Source organism: Allobosea sp. FW305-C-101, assembly GCF_058783685.1.
The window spans coordinates 1-25,230 of the sequence record NZ_JBYSYT010000017.1; the positions used below are offsets into that span (position 1 = coordinate 1).

Annotated in this window: 26 protein-coding genes and 2 pseudogenes; 11 read left to right on the forward strand and 17 right to left on the reverse strand. The window is 59.7% G+C overall.

What is annotated here, in order from left to right; all coding sequences use genetic code 11:
• Positions 1–169 precede the first annotated feature (169 nt).
• The 5 genes from AC3WMA_RS27230 to AC3WMA_RS27250 are packed head-to-tail and all read right to left on the reverse strand — an operon-like array spanning position 170 to position 4,168.
• Positions 170–697: a ubiquitination-like system serine protease family protein gene (locus tag AC3WMA_RS27230; protein ID WP_492288380.1), complete on the reverse strand. Its 528-nt coding sequence runs from the start codon at positions 695–697 to the stop codon at positions 170–172.
• Positions 694–2,172, reverse strand: a complete 1,479-nt coding sequence (locus AC3WMA_RS27235) for a phosphotransferase (RefSeq protein WP_492288381.1) — start codon at positions 2,170–2,172, stop codon at positions 694–696. Before AC3WMA_RS27235 ends, AC3WMA_RS27230 begins: the two co-directional genes overlap by 4 nt.
• Positions 2,165–3,604: a ThiF family adenylyltransferase gene (locus AC3WMA_RS27240; protein WP_492288382.1), complete on the reverse strand. Its 1,440-nt coding sequence runs from the start codon at positions 3,602–3,604 to the stop codon at positions 2,165–2,167. Before AC3WMA_RS27240 ends, AC3WMA_RS27235 begins: the two co-directional genes overlap by 8 nt.
• Positions 3,505–3,885, reverse strand: a complete 381-nt coding sequence (locus AC3WMA_RS27245) for an E2/UBC family protein (RefSeq protein ID WP_492288383.1) — start codon at positions 3,883–3,885, stop codon at positions 3,505–3,507. Before AC3WMA_RS27245 ends, AC3WMA_RS27240 begins: the two co-directional genes overlap by 100 nt.
• Before the next feature lies 1 nt (position 3,886).
• Positions 3,887–4,168: a hypothetical protein gene (locus AC3WMA_RS27250; protein WP_492288384.1), complete on the reverse strand. Its 282-nt coding sequence runs from the start codon at positions 4,166–4,168 to the stop codon at positions 3,887–3,889.
• Between the two features lie 150 nt (positions 4,169–4,318).
• On the opposite strand from AC3WMA_RS27250, the gene AC3WMA_RS27255 reads away from it, so the two are divergent.
• The 3 genes from AC3WMA_RS27255 to AC3WMA_RS27265 are packed head-to-tail and all read left to right on the forward strand — an operon-like array spanning position 4,319 to position 6,610.
• Positions 4,319–4,657: a helix-turn-helix transcriptional regulator gene (locus AC3WMA_RS27255; RefSeq protein ID WP_492288385.1), complete on the forward strand. Its 339-nt coding sequence runs from the start codon at positions 4,319–4,321 to the stop codon at positions 4,655–4,657.
• Complete coding sequence (locus tag AC3WMA_RS27260) at positions 4,654–5,178, forward strand: ImmA/IrrE family metallo-endopeptidase (protein WP_492288386.1); 525 nt, start codon at positions 4,654–4,656, stop codon at positions 5,176–5,178. Before AC3WMA_RS27255 ends, AC3WMA_RS27260 begins: the two co-directional genes overlap by 4 nt.
• 7 nt (positions 5,179–5,185) lie before the next feature.
• Positions 5,186–6,610, forward strand: a complete 1,425-nt coding sequence (locus tag AC3WMA_RS27265; protein ID WP_492288387.1) for an exonuclease domain-containing protein — start codon at positions 5,186–5,188, stop codon at positions 6,608–6,610.
• Between the two features lie 323 nt (positions 6,611–6,933).
• Here AC3WMA_RS27265 and AC3WMA_RS27270 read toward each other — a convergent pair whose 3' ends face one another.
• Complete coding sequence (locus AC3WMA_RS27270; protein ID WP_492288388.1) at positions 6,934–8,139, reverse strand: RHE_PE00001 family protein; 1,206 nt, start codon at positions 8,137–8,139, stop codon at positions 6,934–6,936.
• Between the two features lie 213 nt (positions 8,140–8,352).
• On the opposite strand from AC3WMA_RS27270, the gene AC3WMA_RS27275 reads away from it, so the two are divergent.
• On the forward strand, positions 8,353–9,513 hold the full coding sequence (locus AC3WMA_RS27275; RefSeq protein WP_492288389.1) for a site-specific integrase: 1,161 nt from the start codon (positions 8,353–8,355) through the stop codon (positions 9,511–9,513).
• A gap of 246 nt (positions 9,514–9,759) precedes the next feature.
• Here AC3WMA_RS27275 and AC3WMA_RS27280 read toward each other — a convergent pair whose 3' ends face one another.
• The 9 genes and pseudogenes from AC3WMA_RS27280 to AC3WMA_RS27320 all read right to left on the reverse strand — a co-directional run.
• Positions 9,760–10,107, reverse strand: coding sequence for a type II toxin-antitoxin system PemK/MazF family toxin (locus AC3WMA_RS27280; protein WP_492288390.1), 348 nt, complete (start codon positions 10,105–10,107; stop codon positions 9,760–9,762).
• Positions 10,094–10,312, reverse strand: coding sequence for an AbrB/MazE/SpoVT family DNA-binding domain-containing protein (locus AC3WMA_RS27285; RefSeq protein WP_492288391.1), 219 nt, complete (start codon positions 10,310–10,312; stop codon positions 10,094–10,096). The genes AC3WMA_RS27280 and AC3WMA_RS27285 overlap by 14 nt, the downstream gene beginning before the upstream one ends.
• Before the next feature lie 752 nt (positions 10,313–11,064).
• Complete coding sequence (locus tag AC3WMA_RS27290) at positions 11,065–11,355, reverse strand: WGR domain-containing protein (RefSeq protein ID WP_492288392.1); 291 nt, start codon at positions 11,353–11,355, stop codon at positions 11,065–11,067.
• Between the two features lie 456 nt (positions 11,356–11,811).
• Positions 11,812–12,360 (reverse strand): MbcA/ParS/Xre antitoxin family protein, encoded by a 549-nt coding sequence (locus tag AC3WMA_RS27295; RefSeq protein ID WP_492288393.1) that lies wholly within the window; start codon positions 12,358–12,360, stop codon positions 11,812–11,814.
• A gap of 22 nt (positions 12,361–12,382) precedes the next feature.
• A complete protein-coding gene (gene repC, locus AC3WMA_RS27300; RefSeq protein ID WP_492288394.1) occupies positions 12,383–13,612 on the reverse strand; it encodes a plasmid replication protein RepC in 1,230 nt (409 codons plus the stop codon).
• A 190-nt stretch (positions 13,613–13,802) separates the two neighbouring features.
• Positions 13,803–14,777, reverse strand: coding sequence for a plasmid partitioning protein RepB (repB, locus tag AC3WMA_RS27305; protein WP_492288395.1), 975 nt, complete (start codon positions 14,775–14,777; stop codon positions 13,803–13,805).
• Positions 14,777–15,985 carry a plasmid partitioning protein RepA gene (gene repA / locus AC3WMA_RS27310; RefSeq protein ID WP_492288396.1) on the reverse strand — a complete coding sequence of 403 codons (1,209 nt, stop codon included), beginning with the start codon at positions 15,983–15,985 and terminating at the stop codon, positions 14,777–14,779. Before repA ends, repB begins: the two co-directional genes overlap by 1 nt.
• Before the next feature lie 178 nt (positions 15,986–16,163).
• The gene (locus tag AC3WMA_RS27315; protein ID WP_492288405.1) at positions 16,164–16,568 is read right to left on the reverse strand and encodes a hypothetical protein; all 405 of its coding nucleotides are present in this window, start codon (positions 16,566–16,568) and stop codon (positions 16,164–16,166) included.
• Positions 16,569–16,755: 187 nt separating this feature from the next.
• Positions 16,756–16,959 (reverse strand): annotated as a pseudogene (locus AC3WMA_RS27320) (metallophosphoesterase); the annotation flags it as partial.
• Positions 16,960–17,277: 318 nt separating this feature from the next.
• On the opposite strand from AC3WMA_RS27320, the gene AC3WMA_RS27325 reads away from it, so the two are divergent.
• Both AC3WMA_RS27325 and AC3WMA_RS27330 read left to right on the forward strand, forming a co-directional pair.
• Positions 17,278–17,568: an HAD family hydrolase gene (locus tag AC3WMA_RS27325; RefSeq protein WP_492288404.1), complete on the forward strand. Its 291-nt coding sequence runs from the start codon at positions 17,278–17,280 to the stop codon at positions 17,566–17,568.
• A 4-nt stretch (positions 17,569–17,572) separates the two neighbouring features.
• Complete coding sequence (locus AC3WMA_RS27330; protein WP_492288397.1) at positions 17,573–17,923, forward strand: DUF2384 domain-containing protein; 351 nt, start codon at positions 17,573–17,575, stop codon at positions 17,921–17,923.
• Between the two features lie 3 nt (positions 17,924–17,926).
• On the opposite strand, the gene AC3WMA_RS27335 is transcribed toward AC3WMA_RS27330, so the two are convergent.
• Positions 17,927–18,184, reverse strand: coding sequence for a WGR domain-containing protein (locus AC3WMA_RS27335; protein WP_492288398.1), 258 nt, complete (start codon positions 18,182–18,184; stop codon positions 17,927–17,929).
• A 189-nt stretch (positions 18,185–18,373) separates the two neighbouring features.
• Here AC3WMA_RS27335 and AC3WMA_RS27340 point away from each other — a divergent pair, with 189 nt between their 5' ends.
• Positions 18,374–18,784 (forward strand): Ros/MucR family transcriptional regulator, encoded by a 411-nt coding sequence (locus AC3WMA_RS27340; RefSeq protein ID WP_492288399.1) that lies wholly within the window; start codon positions 18,374–18,376, stop codon positions 18,782–18,784.
• 315 nt (positions 18,785–19,099) lie between these two features.
• On the opposite strand, the gene AC3WMA_RS27345 is transcribed toward AC3WMA_RS27340, so the two are convergent.
• Positions 19,100–19,327, reverse strand: a complete 228-nt coding sequence (locus tag AC3WMA_RS27345; RefSeq protein ID WP_492288400.1) for a helix-turn-helix domain-containing protein — start codon at positions 19,325–19,327, stop codon at positions 19,100–19,102.
• A 249-nt stretch (positions 19,328–19,576) separates the two neighbouring features.
• On the opposite strand from AC3WMA_RS27345, the gene AC3WMA_RS27350 reads away from it, so the two are divergent.
• From AC3WMA_RS27350 to AC3WMA_RS27365, 4 genes and pseudogenes are all read left to right on the forward strand, one after another.
• A complete protein-coding gene (locus AC3WMA_RS27350; protein ID WP_492288401.1) occupies positions 19,577–20,203 on the forward strand; it encodes an HAD family hydrolase in 627 nt (208 codons plus the stop codon).
• Between the two features lie 43 nt (positions 20,204–20,246).
• Complete coding sequence (locus tag AC3WMA_RS27355) at positions 20,247–21,035, forward strand: metallophosphoesterase (protein WP_492288402.1); 789 nt, start codon at positions 20,247–20,249, stop codon at positions 21,033–21,035.
• Between the two features lie 191 nt (positions 21,036–21,226).
• Positions 21,227–23,680, forward strand: a complete 2,454-nt coding sequence (locus AC3WMA_RS27360; protein ID WP_492288403.1) for a hypothetical protein — start codon at positions 21,227–21,229, stop codon at positions 23,678–23,680.
• A pseudogene (locus AC3WMA_RS27365) lies at positions 23,680–24,372 on the forward strand (TSCPD domain-containing protein); the annotation flags it as partial. The gene AC3WMA_RS27360 and the pseudogene AC3WMA_RS27365, both read left to right, overlap by 1 nt.
• Positions 24,373–25,230: the final 858 nt, after the last annotated feature.

Below are 25,230 nucleotides of genomic sequence, written 5' to 3' on the forward strand. Positions count from 1 at the left end.
TGTGTCGAAGCCCTGTGGGGCTTCAAACATCGGCGCTCAGACCCCTGCCGCAAAGGTGGAACCGGGACACCGCTTACCCTACGCCGAGCTTTACGCATAGTTTGGGGATTCGGTGGCAACTCCGCTGACCCCATCAAGGTCGTCGGCCTTGAAGTCGGACTAGATTGACTTAGTGCTCCGCCCGCCGGAACCAATCTCGCTGAGGGCCAGTGCCTGCTTCAGCGAGGCCCTTCTGCACCAACCTTCGCCCGGCGCGCGAAACCTCCCAAGGAATCTCGTCGAGGTGGGTAGCCAACTCCAGCGGGCTTCTGAATTTGCCGAATTCAAGGGCCACGTAGAGCTTGTGCTCCAGGGTCGCGTCATAGGGCGGCTCCAAGTTGCCGTCCTCGAAACGATCGCACCAGATTATCCGCCCGCGCCAGACGATGAAGTGACTACCGCAGCCACCGTCTCGCCAGACCGAGGGGTAGAGAGTGATCTCATCACCGCGCTCGTCCAACTTCCAAGCCTTGGCTGTACGCGGATCAAGGTTGACCACAAGTGTCTCACCGCACCCGTCCGGGCAGGCGACAAGCAGGGATCGAGGAACGCCGCGGCGGACTAGCACAGCGTCGCCAGCCGCCTCCAGCAACAGCTCGCCCTGATCACGGTACTCCGCAACTCCACGCAGGCGCAGATGACGGGCGGGCTTGCTCACGAGATCCTCCGAGCTTCAAGGTCGTCTACCAATCGCGCAGCGACGACGAAACCGTGAGCTCTCCTGTAGCGGTCCGCGGCCGGCCCGTCATTCCATTGACAGCGGCGTAATAGCTGGACGGCCACGGCGGTCTGATATTCGGTCGGGCAGGACTGCGCCGCGAGCCCTATTTGCCTAAGCTGGCGGACTGCAGCAACCATCCAGCAATAGGGAGCGTGCGCAGGGCCTGGTCCCGGCGCGTCGACAAACGCGGATGGGGCGTAGAGGCGGTCGATCTCGTCCGTCCACGCTTTGTTTTTGTAAGCTCTGGCGTCTTCTTCCGGTGGAAGCTCGAACGCGAGCCACACCTCCAGCGCGGCGACATCCGTGGTTAGAGGCCCTCGTTCAGCGACGGAAGCCAGATCGATGAGGATCGCCTGCCCGCTCCGGACGACGACGTTGCCGCCATGCAGATCACCGTGCACCGGGGCGAGGCGATAAGACTGGTCGCTTAGGCTTGTCAGCCGCTGCCAAAGTACGCCGCCAGTGGCGGCGACCGTCTCTCGTGCAGCGTGCTCCTCATAGCTGGGTTTGATGTGCTCCGGGGCGCACACGCCAGCACTGTGCATGGCGAGGGCCACCGATCCCTTGGTGGGGGAGGCATCATAAGCTTGATTGCGCCAACCTGAGAGCGTCTCCCCCATGAGGGAAGAGATAGCTTGTCCGGCCACGTTCCTGCGCACCATATCCCAGAGGGATTCCGAGCGGTCCACAAAGTCTCCCGCAAACAGGCTGCGCTCCGCGCCTTCGACGATGTCCTGCACGTTCGGCCGCAGCCCGAACGGGACGTACCGATCGGCAAATTCGCGATAGTTCGCGAACTCCTTCGCAATCTTCGCGTGCTCGTCGACCTTGGCAAAGAACGGCTGGGGCTGCTTACCCGCGCGCGAACCACTGACGGTCATGTGGACGGCGAAAACCCGAGCATCCGAGCGGCCGCCTGTTAGCTCCTGGAGCACGATACTGTCGCAAAAGTGGAATGCGCGTTGAAAAAGGGGTTCGTCTCGCCGATCAAGAGGGCGGCCATTCGTTGCCATGGTGATCTCAAGGGCCGGCTTTGCACGAGGGCCGAGTCGCCGTCGCGCAATGCGCTCAGCGATCTCGTGCGCCTCTGGCGCCGTACGAACTTTGAGACGATGCAGGAGGCGAAATCCTGCTAAGTACGCCTGGGCAGTTCCAAGTGCGCCATCGTCCGGCGACACAAGATAGATGTCGGAGCCGTAGTCCAGCAGTGGTTGCGCCAACCGCTGAATCGCAGCTGCTGTCTCTGTGCCGTTGTCACCGTCCAAAGCAAAGACCGCAGCCCGAACGTCCGCGGGATTCCGGAGCGGCTCATCGAGCGCAGTCTTAACGAGCCAGAGGCCCCGGTTGCTGAACTCACGCCCTACTTGCTCGCCAGCGGGCGGCCCCAACCAAAGAACCCCGCGCTCAGCCATGGCACATCCCGATGTGCCTCACCGGCAGTGCCCAACGTCCTGCCCGCGCCATCGCGCCCGAGGCAGAACAGACGATACAGGTATCCGTCCTTCTGGCTGTCGTCAGCCGTACCGTACCACGCACGCCGTCGTACATCTGGAAACGGGCGCCCGCGCGCACTGGCGTTACCGCACCCAAGAACATGGTCACCGCCAATGACGACATGGTCGAATTGATAGAGATGACCGCCGGCTGCGGCTCGTGCACACCCTGTACATACGGGTCAGCGGCGCGCTGCATGGGCGTGAGCATCTCTCGGCGGATCTGTTCTCCGTCCAGAGCGCCGGTGCAGGTGAGGCATGGAAGCCCGGGGGCGAGCATCTGCACTCGACCGGTGATGTGAGACACACCTTCGGGTCCGACAGTGATGCTCACGCCCATGTCGATAGCCGGCACCAGGTATTGGTAGGCCAGCTGGCCTACTACTGCCCGGCTCGCGTGGGAATCAGTGCAGATAAAAAGGAAATCGAGAGCGGCCAACTGCGGCGGCACGTCGGCATCGACGACGTCCCGCTCAAGAGGCCTAACCCGTGCCTGCGGATTAATATGGCCGATCGTCCGAGCGGCCACCTCCACTTTCGGCCGCCCTACATCGCCGGGCCCCGCGCCCACAAGGCGATTGAGATTGGTGGTTTCCACCGTGTCCGGCTCCACGACCGTGAAGTCCTGGACACCCAAATAAGCCAGTTGCTGCAGGAGTACTGAGCCCGTTCCGCCTGCACCAATTACACCAACCCGTAGGCTACGGAGCAGCTGCTGCCCAGGCGCGCCAAAGGCTCGCACTTGACGATCGTGAGCAGAAATGTCGGCGTGGTCTTGCGGGAATCGGGTCCTCAATATCAGGTCCGCGCCCACATCCCATACAGGAACCTCTTTCGTATCGCCCAGTATGCGGGCGCGACAGCCATCTGGACCGACCACTAGCGCCAGGTGTTCGAGATCGGCCGCACGTCGGGCGAAGTATGAAGCCAGTTGCGCCTCGCCGCGATCATCCTCTTCCGAGAAGACTGGATAGCTCTCCGCCCACGGGTGGGTGTGAACCATCACGATACTGAGCCCATCGCGGCGAGCGCGATTTGCGATTTCGACAACGAATGCGGCCTTCAGCACGGCGGATACGGCATCTCGCCGCTCGTAGGCATCTTCTGGCACAAGGGCAGCGTCTGCCACCACCCAAGACCCTGCTCCCCGATCATGGTGGGCATAGGCCACCGCGCAAGCCTCCCGAGAGCGATCGGCCAGCAAGGAGTCATAGAGCTCGCCGTAGAGAGGCGCAGGAAATCGCAGCCCGCTCACTGAATTCGCCTCAATCGATCGAGTATCGTGTTCATCCAACTGGACAGAGTGTCCCGGTTTGGATTCCACCCGTTCAATAAGTGCCAGGAGAACCACAGACCCATATGGGTGGTCTCTGGAATGTTGTTCTCCGCAGTATTCTGCGGCATCTGCCCGCCCGCCAGGCGCAAGTCCGCGTCCGCCCAGAAGCAGTCTACTGCAGCGAATGGGTAACCTGCCGGGGCCAGGAAACGGATGACCGAGGCAGCCTTGGTCCACCCTTCCGGCAGCGCAACCCTCAGCACGCTGATGAGACTTGCGCCGCCGGGCAACTTCGTGACTTCGACCTCGCCGAAACGCTCGCGCAATTGCTGAATCTGAGTTTCGAGCGGGGCCATGTCAGCCGAAATTCGCCTTAGGGGCCGACGAAAAGCGAGGCGGACCGCCCTGCTTGGTATCGATCAAAACCGCCTGGTCATCCGAAATGATTTCGTCTGGATCGTGCCCGTGCCCTTCCAGCACCAGGTCGTGGGTCTGATCCCAGCCGACAATCTTGGCCTTGATCTGTAGGCCGGTAAGCGAAGCCTGATCGGTTTCGTACTTCTGGCCGTTGAAGAAAAACGCGAAGGAAGTCGGTTTGCCGCCCCCCTTACCGCCGCCCTGTCCATTGCCGTTAGGCATCTGCATCTCCTTTTGCTCGGGCACATCCCGAGTGCCCGCTTGATATGACTCAGCTCGGGTTTGACGTCAATACAAACTCCGTCATGTTTGTTTAACAAACATATGTTTGCGAGATTGACAGTGAACGCCAACTGATGGAAACACTTGTGCATGGCTACAGATCACCGCTATCCGGCCTTTGGACGCGCAGTGTCGATTCGGCGGGAGCAACTGAAGATGTCTCAAGCCGATCTCGCTGCTCGTGTGGGTGTGTCCCGGGCCTCAGTTGCCAACATGGAGGCCGGCAGGCAGAGCGTGCTACTGCACCATGCCTGCAACATCGCCGCGGCGCTTGGACTTGCGAGCGTCGCCGACCTCTTGCCCGCAACCGGAAAAACAACGCTTGAAGATCAGGCGCTCGCCCTGTCTGACGACGTTAGCGCCCGAGCAAAGGAACAAATTAGCGGGATGATCGCCAGCGCTCTAGCGACGGCAAAGGCAAAATCGTGAGGCAAGCAGAGCCCCAGAAAGCACGCGAAGCAGCTCGGCGCCTCCTTGCGGAGTTTGGCGTGAAGAGTGCTCCGGTTCCGGTCGAACGCATCATCAAGTTCCGGAACATCGTACTTCAGTATGCGCCCTTGGATGCCGAGCTATCCGGGATGGCCTTCATCCGCGACAATGTCCGCATCATCGGCGTCAACGCTTTACACCATCCCAACCGTCAGCGTTTCTCAGCGGCGCACGAACTGGCGCACCATGAGCTCCACGATGGTGACATCCGCAACGAGGTGCACGTTGACAAGGCATTTCGTGTCTTGTGGCGGGACGATCTTGCATCGCTTGGCGTAGACCCGCTTGAGATTGAGGCCAACGCCTTTGCGGCCGAATTGTTGATGCCCACCGAGATACTCAAGGGCTTGATCGATCCAGCTACCTTAGACCTCGACGACGACGAAAAGGTCGAAGCCTTGGCTAAGAAGCTGCGGGTCAGCACAGCGGCGTTGCGGTATCGGCTCGCGTCACGGGATTAGGCGCGAGATGGTCGGCTTCGTCTTCTATGACACTGAGACGACCGGCCTCCAACCTGGTTGGGACCAAATAGTTCAGTTCGCCGCGATTCGAACTGACGAAAACCTGAATGAAACGGCCCGTTTCGAGACGCGCTGCCGATTGCAGCCGCAAACTATTCCGCACCCGGCCGCCCTCCTGACGAACGGCCTACCGATTGCTCGCCTCACGGATCGCGATCTGCCGTCGCATTACGACTTGATATGCTCGGTCCGCCACCATCTGTTGGCATGGTCACCGGCGATCATCGTTGGCTACAATTCGATGCGCTTCGACGAGGAAATGCTGCGACACGCACTTTTCCAGTCGCTGCACCCGGCGTACCTCACAAGTAGCCACGGGAATTCTCGCGCTGATATAATGAACCTCGCGCTTGCGGCGGCTCAGCAGCCGCACTGCCTGAACGTGCCCCTCGGGGAAAATGGCCGTCCCACATTTCGATTGGAGCGCTTAGCGGCGGCCAACGGACTTTCCGCCCACGATGCGCATGACGCCATGAGCGACGCGGAAATGGCGTTGATACTTGCTCGCGTCGTACGTGATCGCTCTCCTGAGGCATGGCATCGCTTTGTCCGTTTCTCGAAGAAGGCGACTGTCGCAGAATTCGTGGCCGCTGAGGACGCGTTCATCCTCACGGAATTTTTTGGGAATGAGGCCTACCACCGTGCAGTCACTTGCATCGGCTCGGTCCCCGACAATGTGAATGGGCGGTTTTGCCTGGATCTTTCGGTCGACACGAACGCTTGGGCCGCATTGGATGATGAGGCGCTGCGCTTAGCCGTAGCTCGCAAGGGTAGCCCGGTCCGGCGGTTGGCGGTCAATGCTGCCCCAGCTGTTGCTGCGCTATGGGAGGCAACCGATGTAATGCTCGGCAGCTTAGGTATCGACTTGGTTGAAGAACGTGGTCGTCAAATAAAAAGTAATGCGGAGCTTTGCGGCCGCGTAATACGAGCATATGTCGCCGGCTGGGGAACGCGGGAGCCCTCTCTCCACCCAGAAGAGCAGCTTTATAGTGGTGGCTTTCCGCTCCCTCCCGATGAGACCCGGATGCGGGAATTCCATCAGGCTAACCAGATTTGCCGTGCCCGCATCGTCGAGGAATTCCATGATCCGAGACTTTCAGCTTTCGGTCGACGGCTCGTTTATGCAGAGCATCGCAGCGTGCTGGATGAGGCCGCGCGTTTGCGAGAGGATATTGCGCTAGCTGAGCGGCTTCTCACCGACCACGGCGACGGTTTGACGCTCCACCGCGCATTGGCGGCCGTTGACGAGCTAATTGCAGCAGAAGCCTCCGACCCAGTTGGACTGCTGGTGAGCTATCGAGATTGGCTGGTCCAACGAACCGAACGGGTTGAAGAATTCCTGCACGGCCACCGTCCGGGCGCGATTGGTTAAGCCGATCGGCATATCCGGCGCGGGTCAGCATTCATCCAAGAGTAAAAATCACTGTCGATCAACCTGTAAACGGACTGTCCGAATATAGTCCGAGGGCCAGGGCGGCCGGTTGCATCGCCACACTAACCAGAGCGCCAGAATGCGGACGCTCCAGACGCTAGCTAGGGGCCAGCAACAGAAGCCCGAGACTACGAGGCATCAGCCTTCTTGGGTCGACCGACTTTGCCGAGACGATCGATGCACAAGGCCCGCCCATCTGGAAACCGTGCGACGACCTCGAGGCCGCCCCCGATTCCCATGCTGATCGCGCAGATCGGCACACGCTAAACGATCCCCCAGGCGCGATAGCGTTTCCGGCCTGTGAGCTCGCGCGGCAGGCTGGCGCCGAGTTCTTTCAGCATCGCCTCGACCGCTTGCGGCGTGACCTGCAATCGCGCCGCGGCCAATTGCACGGTGACCAGCGGCGACGCCACGAACAGTCCGACCAGCTCGGCCAATTTCGAATTCCCCCTTCGATTTTCACACTTCCGCAGCATCAGTTCCCGCGCCAGCACCAAGCGATCGCAATCGGCCTGAGCGAAAGCGGCCGCCTCGGTCAGCGCGCCGAGCAACCCAACGACCCGGATAGGGAGCGCCTGGTGCGGGCTCCAGCGGAAGCGTCCCCGTCGCAAACCGAGCCCGAGGGTCGGCAGATGCGCCTGCGCCAACCCGCGCTGGCGCAACACCGTCGCGGCCAGCGCGAAGCCGAGCGCGCCGGCCCGTTCCGACGGTTCGAGGGCGAGCCAGGCGTCGAGCGCGAGCGCGGCGGCGAGCGTCGCCGGCAGCCCCCTGCCCTCTTCGAGAACGGCAAGCCAGCGCTCGCACCGTCCGGCGGCGTCATAGCCGGGATCGCGCAAGCTCAGGTTCTTGCGGCCGGCGTCGGAGGACAGATCGTTCCAGCTGTCGAGCTTTTTGCGGGTGCGCGCCAGTAAGGCGTCGATCTCGGCGAAGGCCGGATCGCTGGCGTGATCGGACTCATCGTCGACGCCGGCATCGTCCTCGTCGAGCGGATCGTCATCATCGTCTCTATCGCGGTATCCCCGCTCCCAGGGCGCCGAGGCCCAGTTGATGGCGACCGGCGCGGCGACACGCCCTTCCGGTTGCTGCGCTTCCGTGAGGCCGAGCCGCAACCGCAAGGCCCCGGGACTCAAGATCTCGCCCGGCTCGCGCCGCGCCAGGCGCCGGCGCTCGTCGAGAATCGCGGCGGCGCGGGTGATAGCGTGGGTTGGGCTGCGCACATCCATTGCGGCGTCGTGCAGAACGAGGTCCTCGAGCGGGCACAGGCCGCCGGCGAGCCCGATCAGGGCCTGGGCCTCGAAAGCGTGGCCGCGCTGGCGCACCCCCTCGGCCAAATCGGGCGTGGTGCGCGCCAGGCGCTCGTCGCAGCGGGCGAGCGCGATCGCCGCGGACTCGGCCGCAACCGCGCACTCAGAAACCAGGGCCCTTCGATCGGCACGCGTTAATTCATATACGATTGATTTCACCTCCACGAAATTATCAAAGCCAATCTAAATAGCTATTGATTTGTTTCACTCCGACAGTCATCACTTCAGGTATCTAACTATCGATAATTACCTCTTATCGATAGTGATGGACGGCAGCCTGCAAATCGGCGATTCTGGCGCTCCAAACCGCCGCCGTTGGCCGTCGGCCGACCTCAGCTCGACGAGAACGGCCATGACGAGCCACAGCCGGAGCGCCCCGTGACCACGACCGCCTTGCTCCCGTCCGAGACCCGCCGGGCCCTGCAGCTCGACGCGCTGTCCGCGATCCTGCCGCTGGAGCGGCGCGATCAGCTTGCCAAGATCCTGACCGACGACGATGTCGCGACGCTGCGCCATCTGGCGAAGGAGGGCATGGGCGAGAATTCCCTGCGCGCCCTCGCCTCCGACCTGGCCTATCTCGAGGCCTGGGCGCTCGCGGCAACGGCTGCACCCCTGCCCTGGCCGGCGCCGGAAGCGCTGGCGCTGAAATTTGTGGCGCAGCATCTCTGGGATCCGGCCCAACACGAAAGCGATCCCGGGCACGGCATGCCCGACGCGATCGCCACAGCCTTGCGGCTGGACGGCCATTTGCGCGTCGAGGGTCCGCATGCGCCATCGACGGTCAAACGCCGCTTGGCCCATTGGGCGACGCTGCATCGCTGGAAAGGCCTTTTGGGTCCCTTCGCCGCGCCAGCCCTGCGTACCGCCATACGCCTGGCGGTGCGGGCCAGCGCCCGGCCACGCCGGCGCAAAAGCCAACGTGCCGTCACCCGCGACATCCTCGACCGCTTGCTCGCCACCTGCCGCAGCGATCGCTTGAGCGACACGCGCGACCGCGCCTTGCTGTTGATCGCCTTCGGCTCGGGCGGCCGCCGCCGCAGCGAAATCGCCCGTCTGCGCGTCGAACAGATTTCGGAGGAGGCGCCCGTGCCGCGCGATCCCAACGATCCGGAAACGCCGCTGTTGCCCTGTCTGGCGATCACGCTCGGCCGGACCAAGACGGCACAGGCCGACGACGACGCTCGTGTCCTGATCGTCGGACCGCCGGTCGCGGCGCTGCGCGACTGGCTCGAGCGCGCCGGGATCGGCAAGGGCGCGGTGTTTCGCGCGATCGACCGCTGGGAAGGCCTCTCCGACCGGGCTCTCACGCCGCAAGCGGTCAACTTGATCCTCAAGCGCCGCTGCGCCGAGGCCGGGCTCGACCCGCTGATATTTTCGGCGCATGGCCTGCGTTCCGGCTATCTCACCGAAGCGGCCCGCAATGGCGTTCCCCTGCCCGCGGCGATGCAGCAGTCGCAGCACCGCTCCGTCCAGCAGGCAGCGAGCTATTACAATGACGCCGACCGGCGATTCAGCCAAGCCGCCCGCCTGGCACTTTGAACCGTTGAGTCGACGCGGTTGGCGCGAGCTCCGGCAGACTCATCTGAAATTGACAGGCACCTCGCCTGGAACGCCGCATTGGCCTGCTCCGCCGAGATTGTTGAGCGTGACGTAGCAATGGCCTGGGCAGGTCATCGTCGCGATCGCTTCAAAGTCGATCTCTCCGGGGCAGCGGGGCTTTGACGAATCGTCAGCGAAGGCCGGAAGCCACCCCGGATCTGCCCGGCTCACGGATGCCAGCGGCCGTCAGACACCCAGATGCTTCTTGAGCTGGTCAGCCACTTCAGCCATCAGCGAGGGGTTGAGACGACCAAGCTTCTGAGCCTGGGCTGCCTCGATTGTCGCGATCTTGACGGGGCGGATCACACTCGGGGCCGGCAAGCCTGCCTCCTGATAGAACCGTCCTAGCGACACATCCCCGACCCATGGTCGGTTCTCGGCGCTGGTGATCATGACGACCCACAATAGCGCATCTCCCTCCCCGATCGCGCCGTTGCTGACGACGAGCGCCGGGCGGTGTTGCCGGGTGTTGCGGTCGGTATAGGGGAACGGCACCCGGACAACGTCGCCCTGCCGCAAATCAGAGATCGGCATAAGCCCGCCGATCGGCTTCGCTGTCCCATTCGCCAAACGTGCCGAACGGATCCTCGACCACGACCGAGGCCGGCGCCTTGCGGATCACGACGGACGCGCCTTCAATGCTGTAAGCGATTTCGTCGCCTTCCCGCAGCTGCAGCGCAGCCCGGATGGGTTGCGGGATCGTCGTCTGCGCCTTGCTTGTCAGCTTGCTCGTAATCATGCCGGATCCTCGTAAGGAAGCTCCTTACAGTAAGGAAAATCCTTGCAAGATTCAAGCCTTACCGTGCTCGCGGCGATGAGCACCAACACCGCTTTTGTCTGACAGAGACCAAAACGCCCGATAAGTGACCACCAGCGGCTTTTGGCTACCTCACCTCACCACCCCTGCGGGCACAGGCGCCAAGGGCCCTCAGCGACCATTCTATGAGGTCGATTTTTTAGCTCAGGCTGAATTCGTCCGTTTGCGGCCTGCGAAACCTAACGGATCAGCGGCAACACGAGAGTCGCAGCAATTGCCACGACGATGGCACTCCGAATGAGGATGCCGTTGATCCGAGCCATCGAGGCTTCCGAGCTGTCAGGCGCACGCATAACTTCGCCTCCCTCTCAGCCCAGCTTCGGACGCAACCTCAACTCATGCAATCGCGATCGTTCGCACATCGCGAGACTTTCCTCTGATGTGACCAGGCAGCCACGCAGCCAGTCCCCTTCCCCGCCGATCCGCTCGCGAGTCGAACGGGCGCGACCTGTCACCGAGATCGAGCGTCATCTCCGATCCGGATGAGGAGCGAACTCTCAGCCTTCCTTGTTGGCTGATCGCGTCAGTACGCCCCGCTCCGACCGGGCCGGTAGCTCAATGGTCAGAGCTTGCTATTCATAACAGTGCTGGTGCCGGTTCGAGTCCGGCCCGACTCATCATGCTCTCAAGACAGAGGCTCGTTCCAACAACGGAGAGGCAGAATGCTCTGCCGGCTATGACCGCGCATTGGCCAGTGAAGCCGCCACCACACCGTAGCCACGCCGGGTCTTTCTGAGCAGCCAATCCTGCAGCGCCTCAGCCGCAGCTTCCTGATTGCCGTAGAGATCCAGTCGTCGCTGGCCGGTACAGCCCCGGCGTCCCCATTCGCGGACGAGTGCGACATCGCCAAACAGCGTCGGCTCAATCGCGAGCACATAGAACCGCGCCATGTTTTGCGCCGGATCGGATCGGTCCAGCACCAACATTTGCAAGCGCGGCGTGTCTTTGGCGAGGGAGCTGTCCATGCGCGCATCTCGCGCTCATGACAGGCACCGGTCCAACGCAAAGGATGAATCAATCCCGCGGTGACGATTCACATCGTTGATGAGCCGTACGCGTCAGGCAGCAGCTCGGGCTGCACAACCTTGCCTTCCTCGCGAGATCAGATTCCGGATTTGGCGCGCAGGCCCTCGACGGTCGCCGCGCTCACGAGCTCGGCTTGCCCTTCATCACCGAGCAAGCCGTTACACCCGGACGGGTCTGAATATCCTGGTATCGGCGAAGCGCCTCCATCGCGGAAGCGGCTGCTTCCTTGACCTTGCAACCCTTGATCGTGGCCTTAATCTGAAACACGTCTATTCCTTTGAAAAACTGAAGCAGCATCAAGAGCCCGGCGCGGCCGCATCATTCATGCGGAGCTGACGACGCCGATATCGAATGCTCCGTCTTGCAACACAAGAGGTCACCCACCCGCGGCGATATCAGATCCAGATCAAATCAGCGTCGGTATAAGGCTTGAAGTTGCGGTCGACCTCGTTAGGGGCGCTGCCGCCCCCGTGCTCCTTGGCGAGCAAGTAGCCACGGACATCCATCAACCCAGGCTCGAAGCTCGTCAGCATGAGCTCCAGAGGCGCCCTTCCGCTGAACGGGATTTCACGATTGACGCTTCGGAGCCATTTCAAGCCCTCATCGTCGGTCCCCTCCAACAGACGGAGCGATCGATAAATCCCGAGCACAGCCGAAATCCGCAGCAGGACATCGGCTTCGAGGATCAGAGGCTGATCGGCACGGGCGGCATCAGACCAAATCTGGAACTCAGCGGCGGTTGGCAAGCCCAGGAGCACTCGGATCTCGGAAACATCGAGTTCCCAAACGCGCGCCACATTGAGCAGCGTCCGTAAGCCAGGGCCACTCACCCGGGCCCGGTTTTCCGGACTGGCATCGATCGGCGCAGGCGGCTTCCAGTTCATCGTGCAAACCTCATCATCGCAGGCCCATTGTACCAGATCATTGTCGGCAACCGCCCGCACATGGCAGCGATCCGCGGGGGTGCTAAGCTCGTTTCGGTTCACGACGCCGGCTTCCAATCAACGCCATCAGCATCGGTCCGATCGAGAACTCGTTGGCTTCCGCTTTCCGCGTCAGCCCCCGCAGGTATCCGCCAGCGCTGGAGATCGCCTCTCCGCGCTGCAGAATTGCCGCAACCACAATCGAGGCTTCGGTTTCGCCCATCGCATTCTGCGCATCGAGCCAGGCGCTCGGGCTAATGCCGAGCATCGATCGCACCATCGCCGCCGTCGCCAGGAAGTCTCGCCAATTGGAAATCCCGCCGCGGGCATAGTCGATGATATCCGGGCAGGCATCGAGCACCATTCCCAGCGGGAACGGCCGCTCCGGTTTCCTCACCGGTTCAGGATCGATCTCGATCTCGACGCCCCTGCTTTCTGGAAAGCTAGGTTCAAGATCAATAGGAAGGTCTGGATTTGAATTCTGTTTGTGGCGCTCAGAATGAGACTCATTGCCGCTCAGATTCTGAGTTTTTGTATGAAATTCCAGCAGGTTGAGGATTTCATCGGCCAGCATCGACAGCTCGTCGGCAACCGGCTCCAGCATCTCCCGCGGAGCGGTGCGCGGAATCCGGCCAATGATTGATCGATACAGGGCATGGATCTCCTGCCAGGTCGAAGGGCCCTGCCCGGCTGGATGAGCGGGAATTCCTTCCTCCATCGCCATCGCGATCATCTTGGCAATGTCCCGCCGGCAGATGGTGATGCGCTCTCGCACGAGCTTCAGAGCCCGCTCCTCGAGCCTGACGTCCTCGGCTGAACTTTCGATTTCCGCGGACCGAACAACCAGCGGCGACAGATCGAAGCCAAAGGCGAGTTCGATGTCCCCTCCCCTGCCCTTCCGAGCGTAGCGCTTACCGTTCGGGCTATCGCGACGGATGATCAGCCCGGCGTCGACGAGCACCGCCAGGTGGCGGCGGAGCGTCGCCGGCGACATGCCATGCGCTCTCAGAGCCAGCTGCTGGTTCGACGGGAAGACGACGAGTTGCTCGCCCGTAAGCACCGTCTCCGGGTGGAAGGTCAGCAAAGCGTCGAGCACCGCAAGGGCGCGTTCGTTCACGCCCAATCGAGCCTTGGCCGTGCAGATATCGCGAAACAGATTCCATTTATGGACCGCCTTCTCCGGCGGCCGCTCCTTCGCGCGCGCCTGACTTGCCACATGCGCAAGCGTCAGCGTTCGCCGCCCAAAAGGCGTCGTTGAGATATGGGAAACCATCTTCCTTCACCTATCGCTAGGCAAAAGAAATCCGCTCGCCGAAACGGCGCTCAATCTCTCGCGAGACTCTTGACGGCGATTCGTGGAAGTGCGATTCTCTGTTTGCTTATGACTGAGAAGGGCTTCCGGAACTCCGTTTCGGGGGCCTTTTTCTTTTGCGGCTTATCTCCTGGGATTGTGGGAACGCGGCTTACGCATCTCCGCGGCGCTTAAACGACGCGTAGATTTCTGGCAGGGCTTCGACCAGGTACGCTCCAAAGTCGGCCGTGATCTTCTTATCGATGACCAGCGTTGTGGCCTTGGCGTCATCCTTGATTTTGGCGATCCGAGTGCCTTCCGATGTCGCCCAAGAGCTCGGCGCCTTGCGCCGCTCCTGCTTCGCCGAGACAGCCTTAAGGACTGCATTGAAGCGTTCATCGGAGGCCAACTGAGAGAATTTGGGGTTCGCGACGGCCTGATCGACGGGCGTGAGGCTCCGAGCATTCTCAATTTGAGCGGCCAGTTCGATCCATCGATCGCGACCCGTCTTGGGTGCCGCTCCGATCGCCTCAATAATTCGCGCCGGGATTTTTACAGCGGATGAGATCAACCGAGACAATCCGGTCTTATCCACCGAGAGAGCGGACATAATCACCGATCGGTCGTACCCGCCCTCCTCCAAGCGCGACGCAAAGAGTGCACGCTCGATAAACGACAAGTCCTTCCGCGCGCTATTCTCCTGCCCCTGCGCAACCACGAGCTCGTCATCAGAGAGAGGCTTGACGACGGAGCGCACCTTGCGGCCGAGGACACCCGCTGCCCGTACGCGCCGGCGGCCGTAAGCAATCTGATAGCGGCCCTCATTCGTCGGATGCGGTCGAACCAGGATAGGAACCTGCTGGCCTCGTTCCCTCATCGACTCGACGAGATCCTGAATATCGTCGTCCGAATTCGCCAGTCGATCCGCGATTGGCGAAGCGTCAATGAGCGCAGGATCGATCTCGATGACAGCCTGAGACAAGACCTGTTCGAAGCCCCGTGCTACGGCACCGACAGCTCCCGGCCTCGAGGCCATTCCGCTGAGAGCAGAGAACCTGCTAGCGGGCATGGGGGCAGCCTCTTGCGAAAAGTTGCCGGCCGGCAACTCGCCCTGGTTCAAGTTCGTAAAGTCGTGCTTTCGAGCCATTATTGCCGACCCCAAGCCTGCAAAATCAGATGCTCAATTTCCCCGTTCACACTGTCCAGGGCTTCGAGCGCGCGGTCGTAGGTTGAGCGAGTGAATTGCTCGCGACTAACCTCGTATAGCGTTTGCTTGGTAATACCGGCGTCTGAGATCGCCGTGCTCTTCAACATTGGGTAGTTGAGGACGTGGTCGCCGAACATCGAACGCATAAACGAGACCATTTGGTTTTGTGGTCCGTCACCGGGCTCGTATCGCGTAATGAGGTAGCGCATCCAATCGTAGCTCATGTTGCCGCCGGCGTTCGCCACGACACTGAGCAAGTCGGAGGTCATAATCAGAAACTGGCACATCGACATGACGTCCAGCATCTGCGGGTGCACGGTCACCAGCACCGCCGTCGCGGCGCACAGCGCCGAGATCGTGAGGAAGCCAAGCTGGGGCGGGCAATCGAAAACGACGATATCGTAGTTGTCAGCAATGGAGGCTAGAGCCGAGTCCATTCGCGTGAAGAACATGCCGTTGCCGCGGCCATCCTCGATGAGCGCTTTCGGCGTCTCGTGCTCAAACTCCATCAGCTCAAGGTTGCCGGGGACGAGGTCCAGATTGGTGAAGTAGGTTTTCTGGACAATCTCCTTCAGCACTCGCCGCTGCCCGTCGTACCGGATGGCGCCGTAGATCGTCTGATTGTCGCCGACATCAAATTCGGGCTGAAATCCGTGCAATGCGGAAAGGCTCGCCTGGGGATCTAGGTCGACCGCCAGAACCCGGTAACCTCGGAGGGCGTGATATTGGGCGAGATGCGCAGCCGTGGTGGTCTTCCCGCTCCCCCCCTTGAAGTTCACCACCGCAATCACTTGCAGGTGTTCGCGACCGGATCGCGTGGGAACGTACCTGCGGTCTGCCTTTCCGTTTGCATCAAGGAGCACGCGAAGAGCTTGGATGTCATCGATGGTGTAGGAGCGTCTGCCTTGCTTGTTGACGTCTATCTCCGGACCCTTCCCATCCAGCGACAGTCTGCGGAGATATCCGTCGTTGATTCCAATGAGCTTGGCGGCCTCCGTCGACGAGAATCGGCGTAGTTTCTTCTGAGCTCGCGGCGGGAAGAGTTGGACGCGGTGAGCCTGTAACCTGGACGAGAGCTCGCGAGCGTGCGCACCCACGAGCTTGTGGATCGCGCTAGCCATCTCTTGGGCGCTGGAGATCGTGTTCACATCAAACTCGCGTATGCACGGAAGATGGCGAATACCGCCTCAGTTGCCGTGCATAGTGTCCCCACCGCGGTGATTCTGGCAAGCGGTATTGGGTAAACGAAACCTTAACGCGAAAACTAGGCAGCGGCATCGATTTCAAGAAGTTGCCGGCCGGCAACTTTCGCAAGACGCGCCCGAGCTAACCGGAGTAGAAACCCTCGACGTCTACGATGAGGTCCATCCGAAATCCGTTGGCCTTCCCAGGATTGTATCCCATCGGATTGCACAGAACTCGCGTCTTGAACGAGCGGTAATCGCAAGCCTCGTGCGTATGTCCGTGAATCCAACTAGCAGGCGCGGCCTCGCGGATTAGCCAGTCAAGATCCGATGCAAACGTTGGGTTGAGCGCTGACCCCGCAAAGCGCGCTGCGATCGACCCCGGCGAAGGGAGATGATGGGTGATCACGACTGTCGGACCAGCATGCGGCTTTGCCAGCTCGTCGACCAGGAACGCGAGGTCTTGGCGATGCTCTGCCGCAGTGAGCCAGGGCATAAAGCGGCTGATGTGTCCGCCCGCTTCGCGATAGCGGCAGCGTGTGATCATCCAATTCCTCGCCCGCCAGCACCACGGATGCCTTTGGCGTTCCGAGCAGTCGACAGTCGGTCCAGAACGTACAGCCGACAAAGCGCGTGGAGCCGATCGTCACATGGGCTCGATGAAGGAGTTGAACGCGCCCGCCAGTACGGCCTGCCGCCTCAAGGCCCGATGCCAGATTATCCTGCAGGATCGAACCGAAGAACTCATGATTGCCCGGCACGAAAATGACCGGCTTAGTCTGCAGCTGCGGCGCCGCCGCTAGCCATTCTACGGCCGCCGCGCAGCTGCCGTGTACGTTGCCGGCAACAACGGCGACGTCGAACTCCCCATCAGGATCGGGAAGAGCTACGGGGGCGCTTTGCTCGGCGTGGAGATCGGATAGAATGCATAGACGCATGTGAAGGAGATACCGCGATTGGCGATGCCGGGGAATCGAGGGCAGGTTAGGGGCGGGGTCCGGGCTGTATGCTTCGACGCTTTCGGCACAGTGGTGGAGATTGCCGACAGGCGTCGACCGTTTCGAGTTCTCCTCGGGGAACTCCCGTCAGGCGCTATCGCCAACCAGGTCCTGACGCAGCCATTGGACCTTCGATCCGTCGCGAACTCTCTCGTGGCCGAGCTCGACGAGGATCGATTAGGCGAGCTCGAACGCGATCTGCAGGCCGAAATTGCTTCGGTTCAATTGCGCGACGGTATCGCCGATATTTAGAAGAGACTGCAAGGAGAGGGAGTAAAGATTGGAATTTGTTCTAATCTAGCAATGCCTTATGGGTCTCCACTCGTAGCGTGCCTGCCCAGCACGCCGGATGCTCTGGTACTTTCCTATGAGGTGGGCTTGGCAAAGCCTGCCCCGGCAATATTCCACCTCGTTTGCGAAAGGCTCAGTTTCGCCGCGCAGGAAATTCTATTCGTAGGCGACACACAATCGGCCGACATCGATGGGCCCAGGGCGATCGGGATGCCGGCGATGCACATATCGGAGTTCACAAAGAGCTTTGAGGGATGAGGCGATGCAGGATAGAGACTCACCAAGTGCCGCGTCGGCTCTCCTGGAAGCCAAAATCCATCGTCTAGCGCAACGGCTGGGAATTTCTGACGCCGAACTGGCTAGGCTGGTCGGTTTCGAGGAAAGCACCAGGGCCGCGAAGCAGGCTTCGGAAAAGATCGACGCTGCCTTGAGCAGGATTGAGATGATTCTGGCGACGTGGGCTGAGATGGCCGGTGAGGAAGGGGCTATCCGGTTTAGTTGCCAGCCGCTTCCAGGCTGGTCGGGAAGAACTGCATACGATTTAGTGGCAGGGGGACACGCGCCGCGGCTGCTCGAATATCTCGAAGCAGTTAAGGCCGGCGTTCACGCCTGACGCTCACGGGCCGCGACCTGGCCGATAGCCCCGGGCTCGCTTCATCCTAACAAATTCGTTCTTGGGTGCCCGGGCCTCCGCCTCCGTATCGCAGAGATCAACTCGCCGCCGCCCATTCGACCCGATCCTTCCCCATTCCCGAACCAAGGACGCGCCACCGAAGCGGGTGGGGGAGGTCGATAGCGAATAGAGCCGCTGCATGTTGTGCTCGCGGTCAATTCGATAGAGCGTAGGCGCGCTTGAATATTCGAAGCTTGCCATGTCGAGATGTGATCCGGGGTGTCGTGACTAATTGAATTATTGAATCAAGATTGCTGAGATGATTCAAATTGTTGATGCGCGCTGCGCGGAGAAATTGCGCGCCCGTCGGGCAGTTCCACTGGCTGCATAGATTTGACATCTTTACGCGGACTGTGCACGAGCGCGTATCAATCCGGCTAAGGAAAACCAATGTCCGAGAACAACACTGACTTCATCGAACTGACTGCATCCATCGTCAGCGCCTTCGTCGCGAACAATAGCGTTCCGGCCGCGGATCTGCCGGTTCTGATTGCGTCGACTCACGCCGCCATCCTCGGCCTCGACGGAAGCGCCGGCCCGGCTGTTGAGCCTGAGAAGCCAGTTCCTGCAGTCTCGGTCAAAAAGTCGATTACGCCCGACTTCCTGACCTGTCTCGAGGACGGGAAGAAATTCAAATCGCTGAAGCGCCATCTTCGGACTGCCTACGGTATGTCTCCGGAGGAGTACCGCGCGAAGTGGGACCTCCCGAACGACTATCCGATGGTAGCGCCCGCCTACGCCGAGGCGCGCTCCTCCCTCGCCAAAAGGATGGGCCTGGGACAGCAACGCCGGAAGCGCTGAGCCGCGGATCGGCCCGACAGCTCGCTATGGGCCCTGTCGCAGCAACGCGTCCGGCTTGCCGCGACGCCAGATCGCCATGATGAGCGCGTCGTTGACGAGCCCCGCCGTCATCTCGGCTTTCATCGACCACCCAAAGCAGGTGTCGCGTCAGAGGACCCTGGCCGAGGCGCGGCCTCAGGCAAAGGACTATGATCGTTCGCGTAGAAGGTGCTTCGGAAGCCGTTCTGATAGGGGAGGTTCTTTTCTCTGCCCTTCTGAAATCGATTCCAGAAGCAATCCCGAGGTGAAGGCTCCGCCGCGACAGAAAATGTAGGTTTACTCGCCAGATGCTCCTGGCAGCCTGACGAGAAGTGCTGCGGCATCTACGCCCAACTCCCGCGCTACCCTGTCGAGCACGTCGATGCTCGTGCTGTAGCGGCAGCGCTCAATAGAGCTGATATAGGTTCTATCAATTCCCGCCCTGTGAGCGAGCTCCTCCTGCGACAAACCAGCTTCTCGCCGGTATCGCTTGATGTTGGCCGCGAGGACCTCTCGGATTCCCATCCAGCAGAAAAAGCTAGATTGTAGTGTATTTCTCCACGGAGTATACTCTACACGAATCGATGTTCGAGACTGTGCTGAGAGAGGAAACTGGCCGATGAAGAAGCTCGCTCGGGACCGACAGCGCGCACTCGCCGACAGTATCATCGGCAGCTAGAACTGCCGCAGCCGCCCTCGCAGGGTAAGGCACGAGGCGCCGATGAAGCCAAACAAGAACTATGGATCGAGTCCGGCTGGAATAAGGTTTCTCAAATGACTACCATCCGCGCGGTTTGCTTCGATGCTTTCGGGACCACTGTCGAAATAACTGATCGACGAAATCCTTTCAAGATTTTGCCTGAAAACTACTACCATCCAGCAGCAATGCTGGCCATGACACGGTTAACAACGGTTAGACAGCTAGCAAAAACATTTGATATTCACCTTTCAGAAGCTGAGATATCGCACTGGCAAGCTGAAATTGAAGCGGAATGCGCTTCGATCAGGTTGCGCCCTGGAATTGCTTTAATCTGGTCCGCTCTGAAAGAGGCCAGATTGAAAATCGCAGTCTGTTCGAACTTGGCTTTTCCCTACGCAAAACCAATGATGGATGCACTGCCCGCTGAGCCTGACACCATTGTTATGTCCTTTCAGTTCGGTCTGCTTAAGCCACACAAGGACATCTATCCGATTGTGGCGTCGCAGCTTGGCCTGAGGCTCTCGCAAATACTGTTTGTTGGCGATCGCTTGGAAGACGACGTCGTCGGTCCCATCGCTGCAGGCGCTTCCGCCATCCCCATTGGCGAGTTTGAAATGGCGTTCGGCTCTCGGCCTTCCATTTTTGCCCCACCGCATATCGTCAGATTCTTTGAACAGTTCGAACCGCCACGGGCTGGTTAGGCGTCCAGCTGAGCCATTCAAATGCCAAATAGCCGGATCTAGAATGCGACTACTCGTGATTTCTGATATACATCTTGAGTGCGGCCCATTCGAATTTCCCGCCTCAATGCCGGACTTTGACGTCGCTGTTTTCGCAGGAGATATAGGGAAGCCCATATCGGAGGCCATTCGGTGGATGGCAGTGCAACGAGCTGGGCCGCTGAAAGGTCGCCCCGCGATCTACGTGCCGGGCAACCACGAATTCTACCACACAGAAATGAAGAGCAGCTTGGAGAAGGGCAGGGCGGCTGCTGAAGCGTCTGGCGTCGATCTCCTGTCCCGTAACGCCATTGTTATAGGTGGGGTTAGGTTCATTGGATGCGTGCTCTGGACTGACTACCGGCTCTATGCGACGCCCAAACCGTCGATGATCTATGCCGGACAAACGCTCAACGACCACCGAGTGATACGGTATAGAGAGGCAAGTGGCCACTATAGCCGCTTTATGCCTTGGCATGCCGCGTCGGAGCATAGGCTGGATCTGGCTTTCATTCGGCAGGAGTTGGCGATTCCATTTGAAGGTTCGACCGTAGTTGTTACGCACCACGCGCCTCACCCGAATTCCATTGAGCAACGCTACCAAGGTAGCCCGCTGACGCCCGCATTTGCTTCTGACCTCAGCAATGTCATCGCTGAGTTTCAGCCAGAGCTTTGGATACATGGGCACGATCACGGATCACATGATTATCGGGTAGGGCGGACGCGCATAATTGCGAACCAAGCCGGCTACCCGAATCTCCACGGAGATCGCGAAAATCGGCAGTTTGATCCATTTTTCATTGCCAAAGTATGATTTAGTGACGCGTGTCGTTCTCCGTCTTACGAGATGGCCTCGCGTGCCCTGCGCCTGTGCTCTGTTCTGTCAATCTTTCCGGACACCGATCGGTAACCGCGGATTAACCACACGAGAGACAGTTTTTGAAGCCGCCGCACACTTTGGCGGCGGCGAGCTGAAATGCATTCAAACCCGAGGGAACCCTAAAAATGGAGGCCATTAGGGCAGCCACTCTCGAGGCCAAAATCGAATATCTTTGTCGGGAAATCCTGGAGCAATTTGTCGGCACCGAAGCGGTCAATATCGAAAAATTCCTCCTAGAACTTGTCGAACGAGCGGAAGTCGCGCCCGCTACTGCGCGGGGAATTAGCTGGCGCGAAATTTCTCGTCGGAGTCATGTCGATTACGGTCTTATCGTTTTTTGCAAACGAATGATTTCACCTGCACTTGAAGCCATAGCCGAGGTAGCTCGAGATTCACATACAGCTCCATCATCGAATATTATTCGCGAGGAGGTACCTGCCACAATCAGCGTGGCGGTGCACGACCGCGACGATCGATTCTACCTGGATTGCAGCCCAAAGATAGTTTGGCCTTATCAACTCGCCCTGTCAGGGCACCTACAGTTCGAACTTGGCACAAAAGATTTTCACCGGGTCAGTTTGCCCAATCCCGACATGAGGGAGCTGAGAATTGCTGAAACCGGGCTCAATAGCGACCATCAGTCCGCGGCGTTCTCGGACCAGGCAGGGCCGAGCGACGCTGAAGCAACGTTCGGACAGGCTTTGAAGCAAGCAATAATCGATCACCACGACAGTTGCGAGCGGCTCTGGAAAAAGCTAACGGCCCACGGATTTAAACTTCACGCGCAGACGATCGAAAATTGGCGCAATGGGCAAATTCCGAAGCGGCGCCAGAGCTATCCCATTCTGCACTGGATCGCAGAGCACTACGGGTACGATCGCAATTATTTCGTCGACAAAATCCAGTTCAAATCGTATGCCCGCTTCATAGGAATCCATCAATTTGAAATCTACGAACGCCACATCGTGGCGTGGCATCTGCCTGATGACTTTAATGATCGCAGTGAGGCCGAGCGCAAAAGAATTTTTGAATGGATAAGCGGCAACGTCTTTCACGCGCCGACTGATTATTCGCTGTATGCTTCTGAAAAATCGAAGCAGCATTTCATACTCAAATTCCCCGGTTATCGCGGTAGGCCTGCTGCTCCGATAGCTGACGACGCTTGCAACGGGGAGTTCAGCAAAATGAAGCCCAGCCTTATCGCCCCTGCGCGATTGGCAGGCGAACTCGACGACTTGATCGCCTTTAAATCGAGACAATTTGCGCGCGAAGAAATGGGTCGGATCGGATCCTGGTCTGACGCATCAATCGATATCGCGCGGATAAACATAGGAATTATCTTTGGATCACTCGCCGCTCCGTCGGAAGGTCCGGTCCGAGGCAAGGGCATTCCGGCTGAAAAGTTGACGTTGGCGCTCCTGCTGTTTCCGAAGGTTTGGGACTGGTTCTTGCTTTGGCGATCGCAGCGGCGCGGCGGCTTCTATGTCGTCACGGAAGTAAATATGATTCACTTTGCGGTCAGCATTTTGAGAAAGAAGACCGGATGGTTGCGGCAAAGCAGCCATCTCGCAGCCCACCTATCGCCAATACCAGGATGGATCTCTCCGCAGGAAATCGAGCGCGTCCGGGCGAGTTGGTCAAAGGCATGTGACAAGGCGCGGGCTCACCTGATGGATCGAGCCACCCAAATTTCAGAAAAGACGATCGAACATCGGGATAGCTCGGAATCACTAAAGCCGGTGCTCGAATCCCAGCACCCTTACGATGAGTATCTAAAAATTGCCGCAGAGATTCAAACGCGAATGGGCGAGACGGCAGGCGATCCAGTTGGGGCGGCGGAGCTTGTAAGATCGTTCCTCATAATTCGTTTTGGGCTTCATCTCTGCTTGCGCCAAAAGAATTTCCGTGAGCTCCTCGTGTGCCTTCCCGGAGAGAAGCCCCGGCCAGCTCATGAGCTTTATAAGCTCAAACGCGGCGAAATCCGCTTCAACGTGACCTCCCGCAAATGGGAGGTATTCATTCCCTTGTCGGCATTTAAAAATCACAAATCCTCTTTCTTTGACAAAAACCCGTACCATTATGTGCTTGAAGATGTGGGCGATCTATACAAATTTATTCAGATTTATCTTGACCTTCATAGGAAGACATTGCTAGCTAACGCTGCCGATCCAGGTACCTTTTTCGTTCGGACAATCAAAAAGAAATGCCGGACACCAACCTACAGCTTGCTGACGTTCAATAAGGCCTGGACTGCGATCATCCAACGATTTGGAATCCAAAATCCATTTACGGGACGGGGCGCGATTGCTGGAATTTTCCCGCATGGCCCCCATTGCGTTCGCGATGTCGTTGCAATTCACATTCTGAATGAAACCAACAATCCGTGGCTAGCTGGTTATGCGATCCAGGACACCCCGGAAACGGTCCTGAGGGTATACGGCAAACGTCTGCCTAAGCAGAAACTGGCGATCGCCGCAGAAATTTTGAACCAGGCGTGGCAGCGAAAAGCCGCACTCGATCAAGCTCCGGACTTCCTTAAGAAGCTCCAGTGGCACCACACGTTGCCGGCGGCCGCGTAGCACCGATCGGTGGCCACAAGCTCTACGTCCATACCGGCGAGTACAAGGACGGCCGCCTCGGCGAAATCTTCATCGACATGCACAAGGAGGGCGCCGCCTTCCGGGCGATGATGAACAATTTCGCCATCGCGATCTCGCTCGGCCTCCAATACGGCGTGCCGCTCGAGGAGTATGTCGAGGCCTTCACCTTCACCAAGTTCGAACCCTCGGGCTTCGTGCAGGGCAACGAGCGCATCAAGAACGCGACCTCGGTGCTCGACTACGTTTTCCGCGAGCTCGCCGTCTCCTATCTCGGCCGCCACGACCTCGCCCACATCAAGCCGGAGGACCTCTCGGTCACCACGGTCGGGCAGGGCAAGAACGACGGCACGCTGTTCGAAGACAGCCAGGCACGGCTCGGCTCGAACGGCTTCGTCCGCGGCGAGATGCCCTCGGCCAAGGCGATCGTGATCGAGGTCGCCAAGAGCGAGATGGTGCAGAGCGAACTCGCAGCTGAAAGCCAGCGCCGCGCTGAGCCTGCGCCGGAACCGGCGCTCGCTGTCGCCACTGGCCCGGCCCGGAATTTCCGAGCGGAGGCGATCGAACAGGGCTATAGCGGCGATGCCTGCGGCTCCTGCGGATCGTTCACGATGAAGCGCTCGGGCACCTGCCTTTCGTGCACCTCATGTGGATCGACGACCGGATGCTCGTAAGTCTCTGATATAGTTACTGAAAATCGAGGCATAGTGTTGCCGCGATTGCAGGTCGAGTTCCGCAATTCGGATGGGCGCCCGACAATGTCGGGCGCCTTTCATTGTTGGGTTCCGTGAGATCATTGTCCGGCGTGCGGCGGGCGGATTGATGGAATGCCCGACTGCTTAGAGCGCCATTGAAATTGATGGCATGCGATCCCCGTTGATTTGATCATCCAAGACGCACGTTAGGGATGGCCAATTGTGGCTCGAAAGCCTGTTATTCCAGGACAGAACTGGGGGGGGGCCCCTCGACAGGTATCGGCGCGCAACTCCGACAAACAAACGGCTTCGCAGCCCCGCAAATTAAGTGAGACAGAAGAAGTCGAGCTGAAGCGCGAACTGAGCCGACTGCGCGATCGCTTGACGGATATCCGCGAGGAGCCGAACACGGATGCAAACGAGCGCCGTCGACGAGTCCAGCACATCACGCGTCGCATACACGAGACAGAGGTCTCGTTGGGAATTGCAAAGGGACCCTCGGGGGCGTCGCACGAGATTTCGTATGCCGAACTTTTTCGAGTTCTCGGTAAGGACGATATCGAGGAGCCGATCGAAGAAATCCAGATCGCAGAAGGGCTTCAGTTGGCCCCCGCTCGATACGGCAATCACAGAAGTCGGCATTGAGCTAACGAAGACTATGCGGGCCTTTCATACGACGTGGGTGCCGACCTTGGGCGCTTGCGGTAAGGGGCAGTCATGCACCCATGATCGATGGCCGCCACCCTTCGCCAACCAACGCGAGGCGAATTTCATCTGAGACAACCGAGACTGGGCCGCAACAGTACCAATCCATGTAGTCGCCGCTATCGCGAATGT

Bases quoted from the DNA above. Each gene is read 5' to 3' on its own strand.
- repC (WP_492288394.1), bottom strand. From the start codon at position 13,612: ATGGTTTCCCATATCTCAACGACGCCTTTTGGGCGGCGAACGCTGACG.
- AC3WMA_RS27285 (WP_492288391.1), bottom strand. From the start codon at position 10,312: ATGATTACGAGCAAGCTGACAAGCAAGGCGCAGACGACGATCCCGCAA.
- AC3WMA_RS27355 (WP_492288402.1), top strand. From the start codon at position 20,247: ATGCGACTACTCGTGATTTCTGATATACATCTTGAGTGCGGCCCATTC.
- AC3WMA_RS27280 (WP_492288390.1), bottom strand. From the start codon at position 10,107: ATGCCGATCTCTGATTTGCGGCAGGGCGACGTTGTCCGGGTGCCGTTC.
- AC3WMA_RS27345 (WP_492288400.1), bottom strand. From the start codon at position 19,327: ATGGGAATCCGAGAGGTCCTCGCGGCCAACATCAAGCGATACCGGCGA.
- AC3WMA_RS27235 (WP_492288381.1), bottom strand. From the start codon at position 2,172: ATGGCTGAGCGCGGGGTTCTTTGGTTGGGGCCGCCCGCTGGCGAGCAA.
- AC3WMA_RS27335 (WP_492288398.1), bottom strand. From the start codon at position 18,184: ATGGCAAGCTTCGAATATTCAAGCGCGCCTACGCTCTATCGAATTGAC.
- AC3WMA_RS27340 (WP_492288399.1), top strand. From the start codon at position 18,374: ATGTCCGAGAACAACACTGACTTCATCGAACTGACTGCATCCATCGTC.
- AC3WMA_RS27255 (WP_492288385.1), top strand. From the start codon at position 4,319: ATGGCTACAGATCACCGCTATCCGGCCTTTGGACGCGCAGTGTCGATT.
- AC3WMA_RS27350 (WP_492288401.1), top strand. From the start codon at position 19,577: ATGACTACCATCCGCGCGGTTTGCTTCGATGCTTTCGGGACCACTGTC.
- AC3WMA_RS27315 (WP_492288405.1), bottom strand. From the start codon at position 16,568: ATGATCACACGCTGCCGCTATCGCGAAGCGGGCGGACACATCAGCCGC.
- AC3WMA_RS27250 (WP_492288384.1), bottom strand. From the start codon at position 4,168: ATGCCTAACGGCAATGGACAGGGCGGCGGTAAGGGGGGCGGCAAACCG.
- AC3WMA_RS27330 (WP_492288397.1), top strand. From the start codon at position 17,573: ATGCAGGATAGAGACTCACCAAGTGCCGCGTCGGCTCTCCTGGAAGCC.
- AC3WMA_RS27265 (WP_492288387.1), top strand. From the start codon at position 5,186: ATGGTCGGCTTCGTCTTCTATGACACTGAGACGACCGGCCTCCAACCT.
- AC3WMA_RS27290 (WP_492288392.1), bottom strand. From the start codon at position 11,355: ATGGACAGCTCCCTCGCCAAAGACACGCCGCGCTTGCAAATGTTGGTG.
- AC3WMA_RS27245 (WP_492288383.1), bottom strand. From the start codon at position 3,885: ATGGCCCCGCTCGAAACTCAGATTCAGCAATTGCGCGAGCGTTTCGGC.
- AC3WMA_RS27360 (WP_492288403.1), top strand. From the start codon at position 21,227: ATGGAGGCCATTAGGGCAGCCACTCTCGAGGCCAAAATCGAATATCTT.
- repB (WP_492288395.1), bottom strand. From the start codon at position 14,777: ATGGCTCGAAAGCACGACTTTACGAACTTGAACCAGGGCGAGTTGCCG.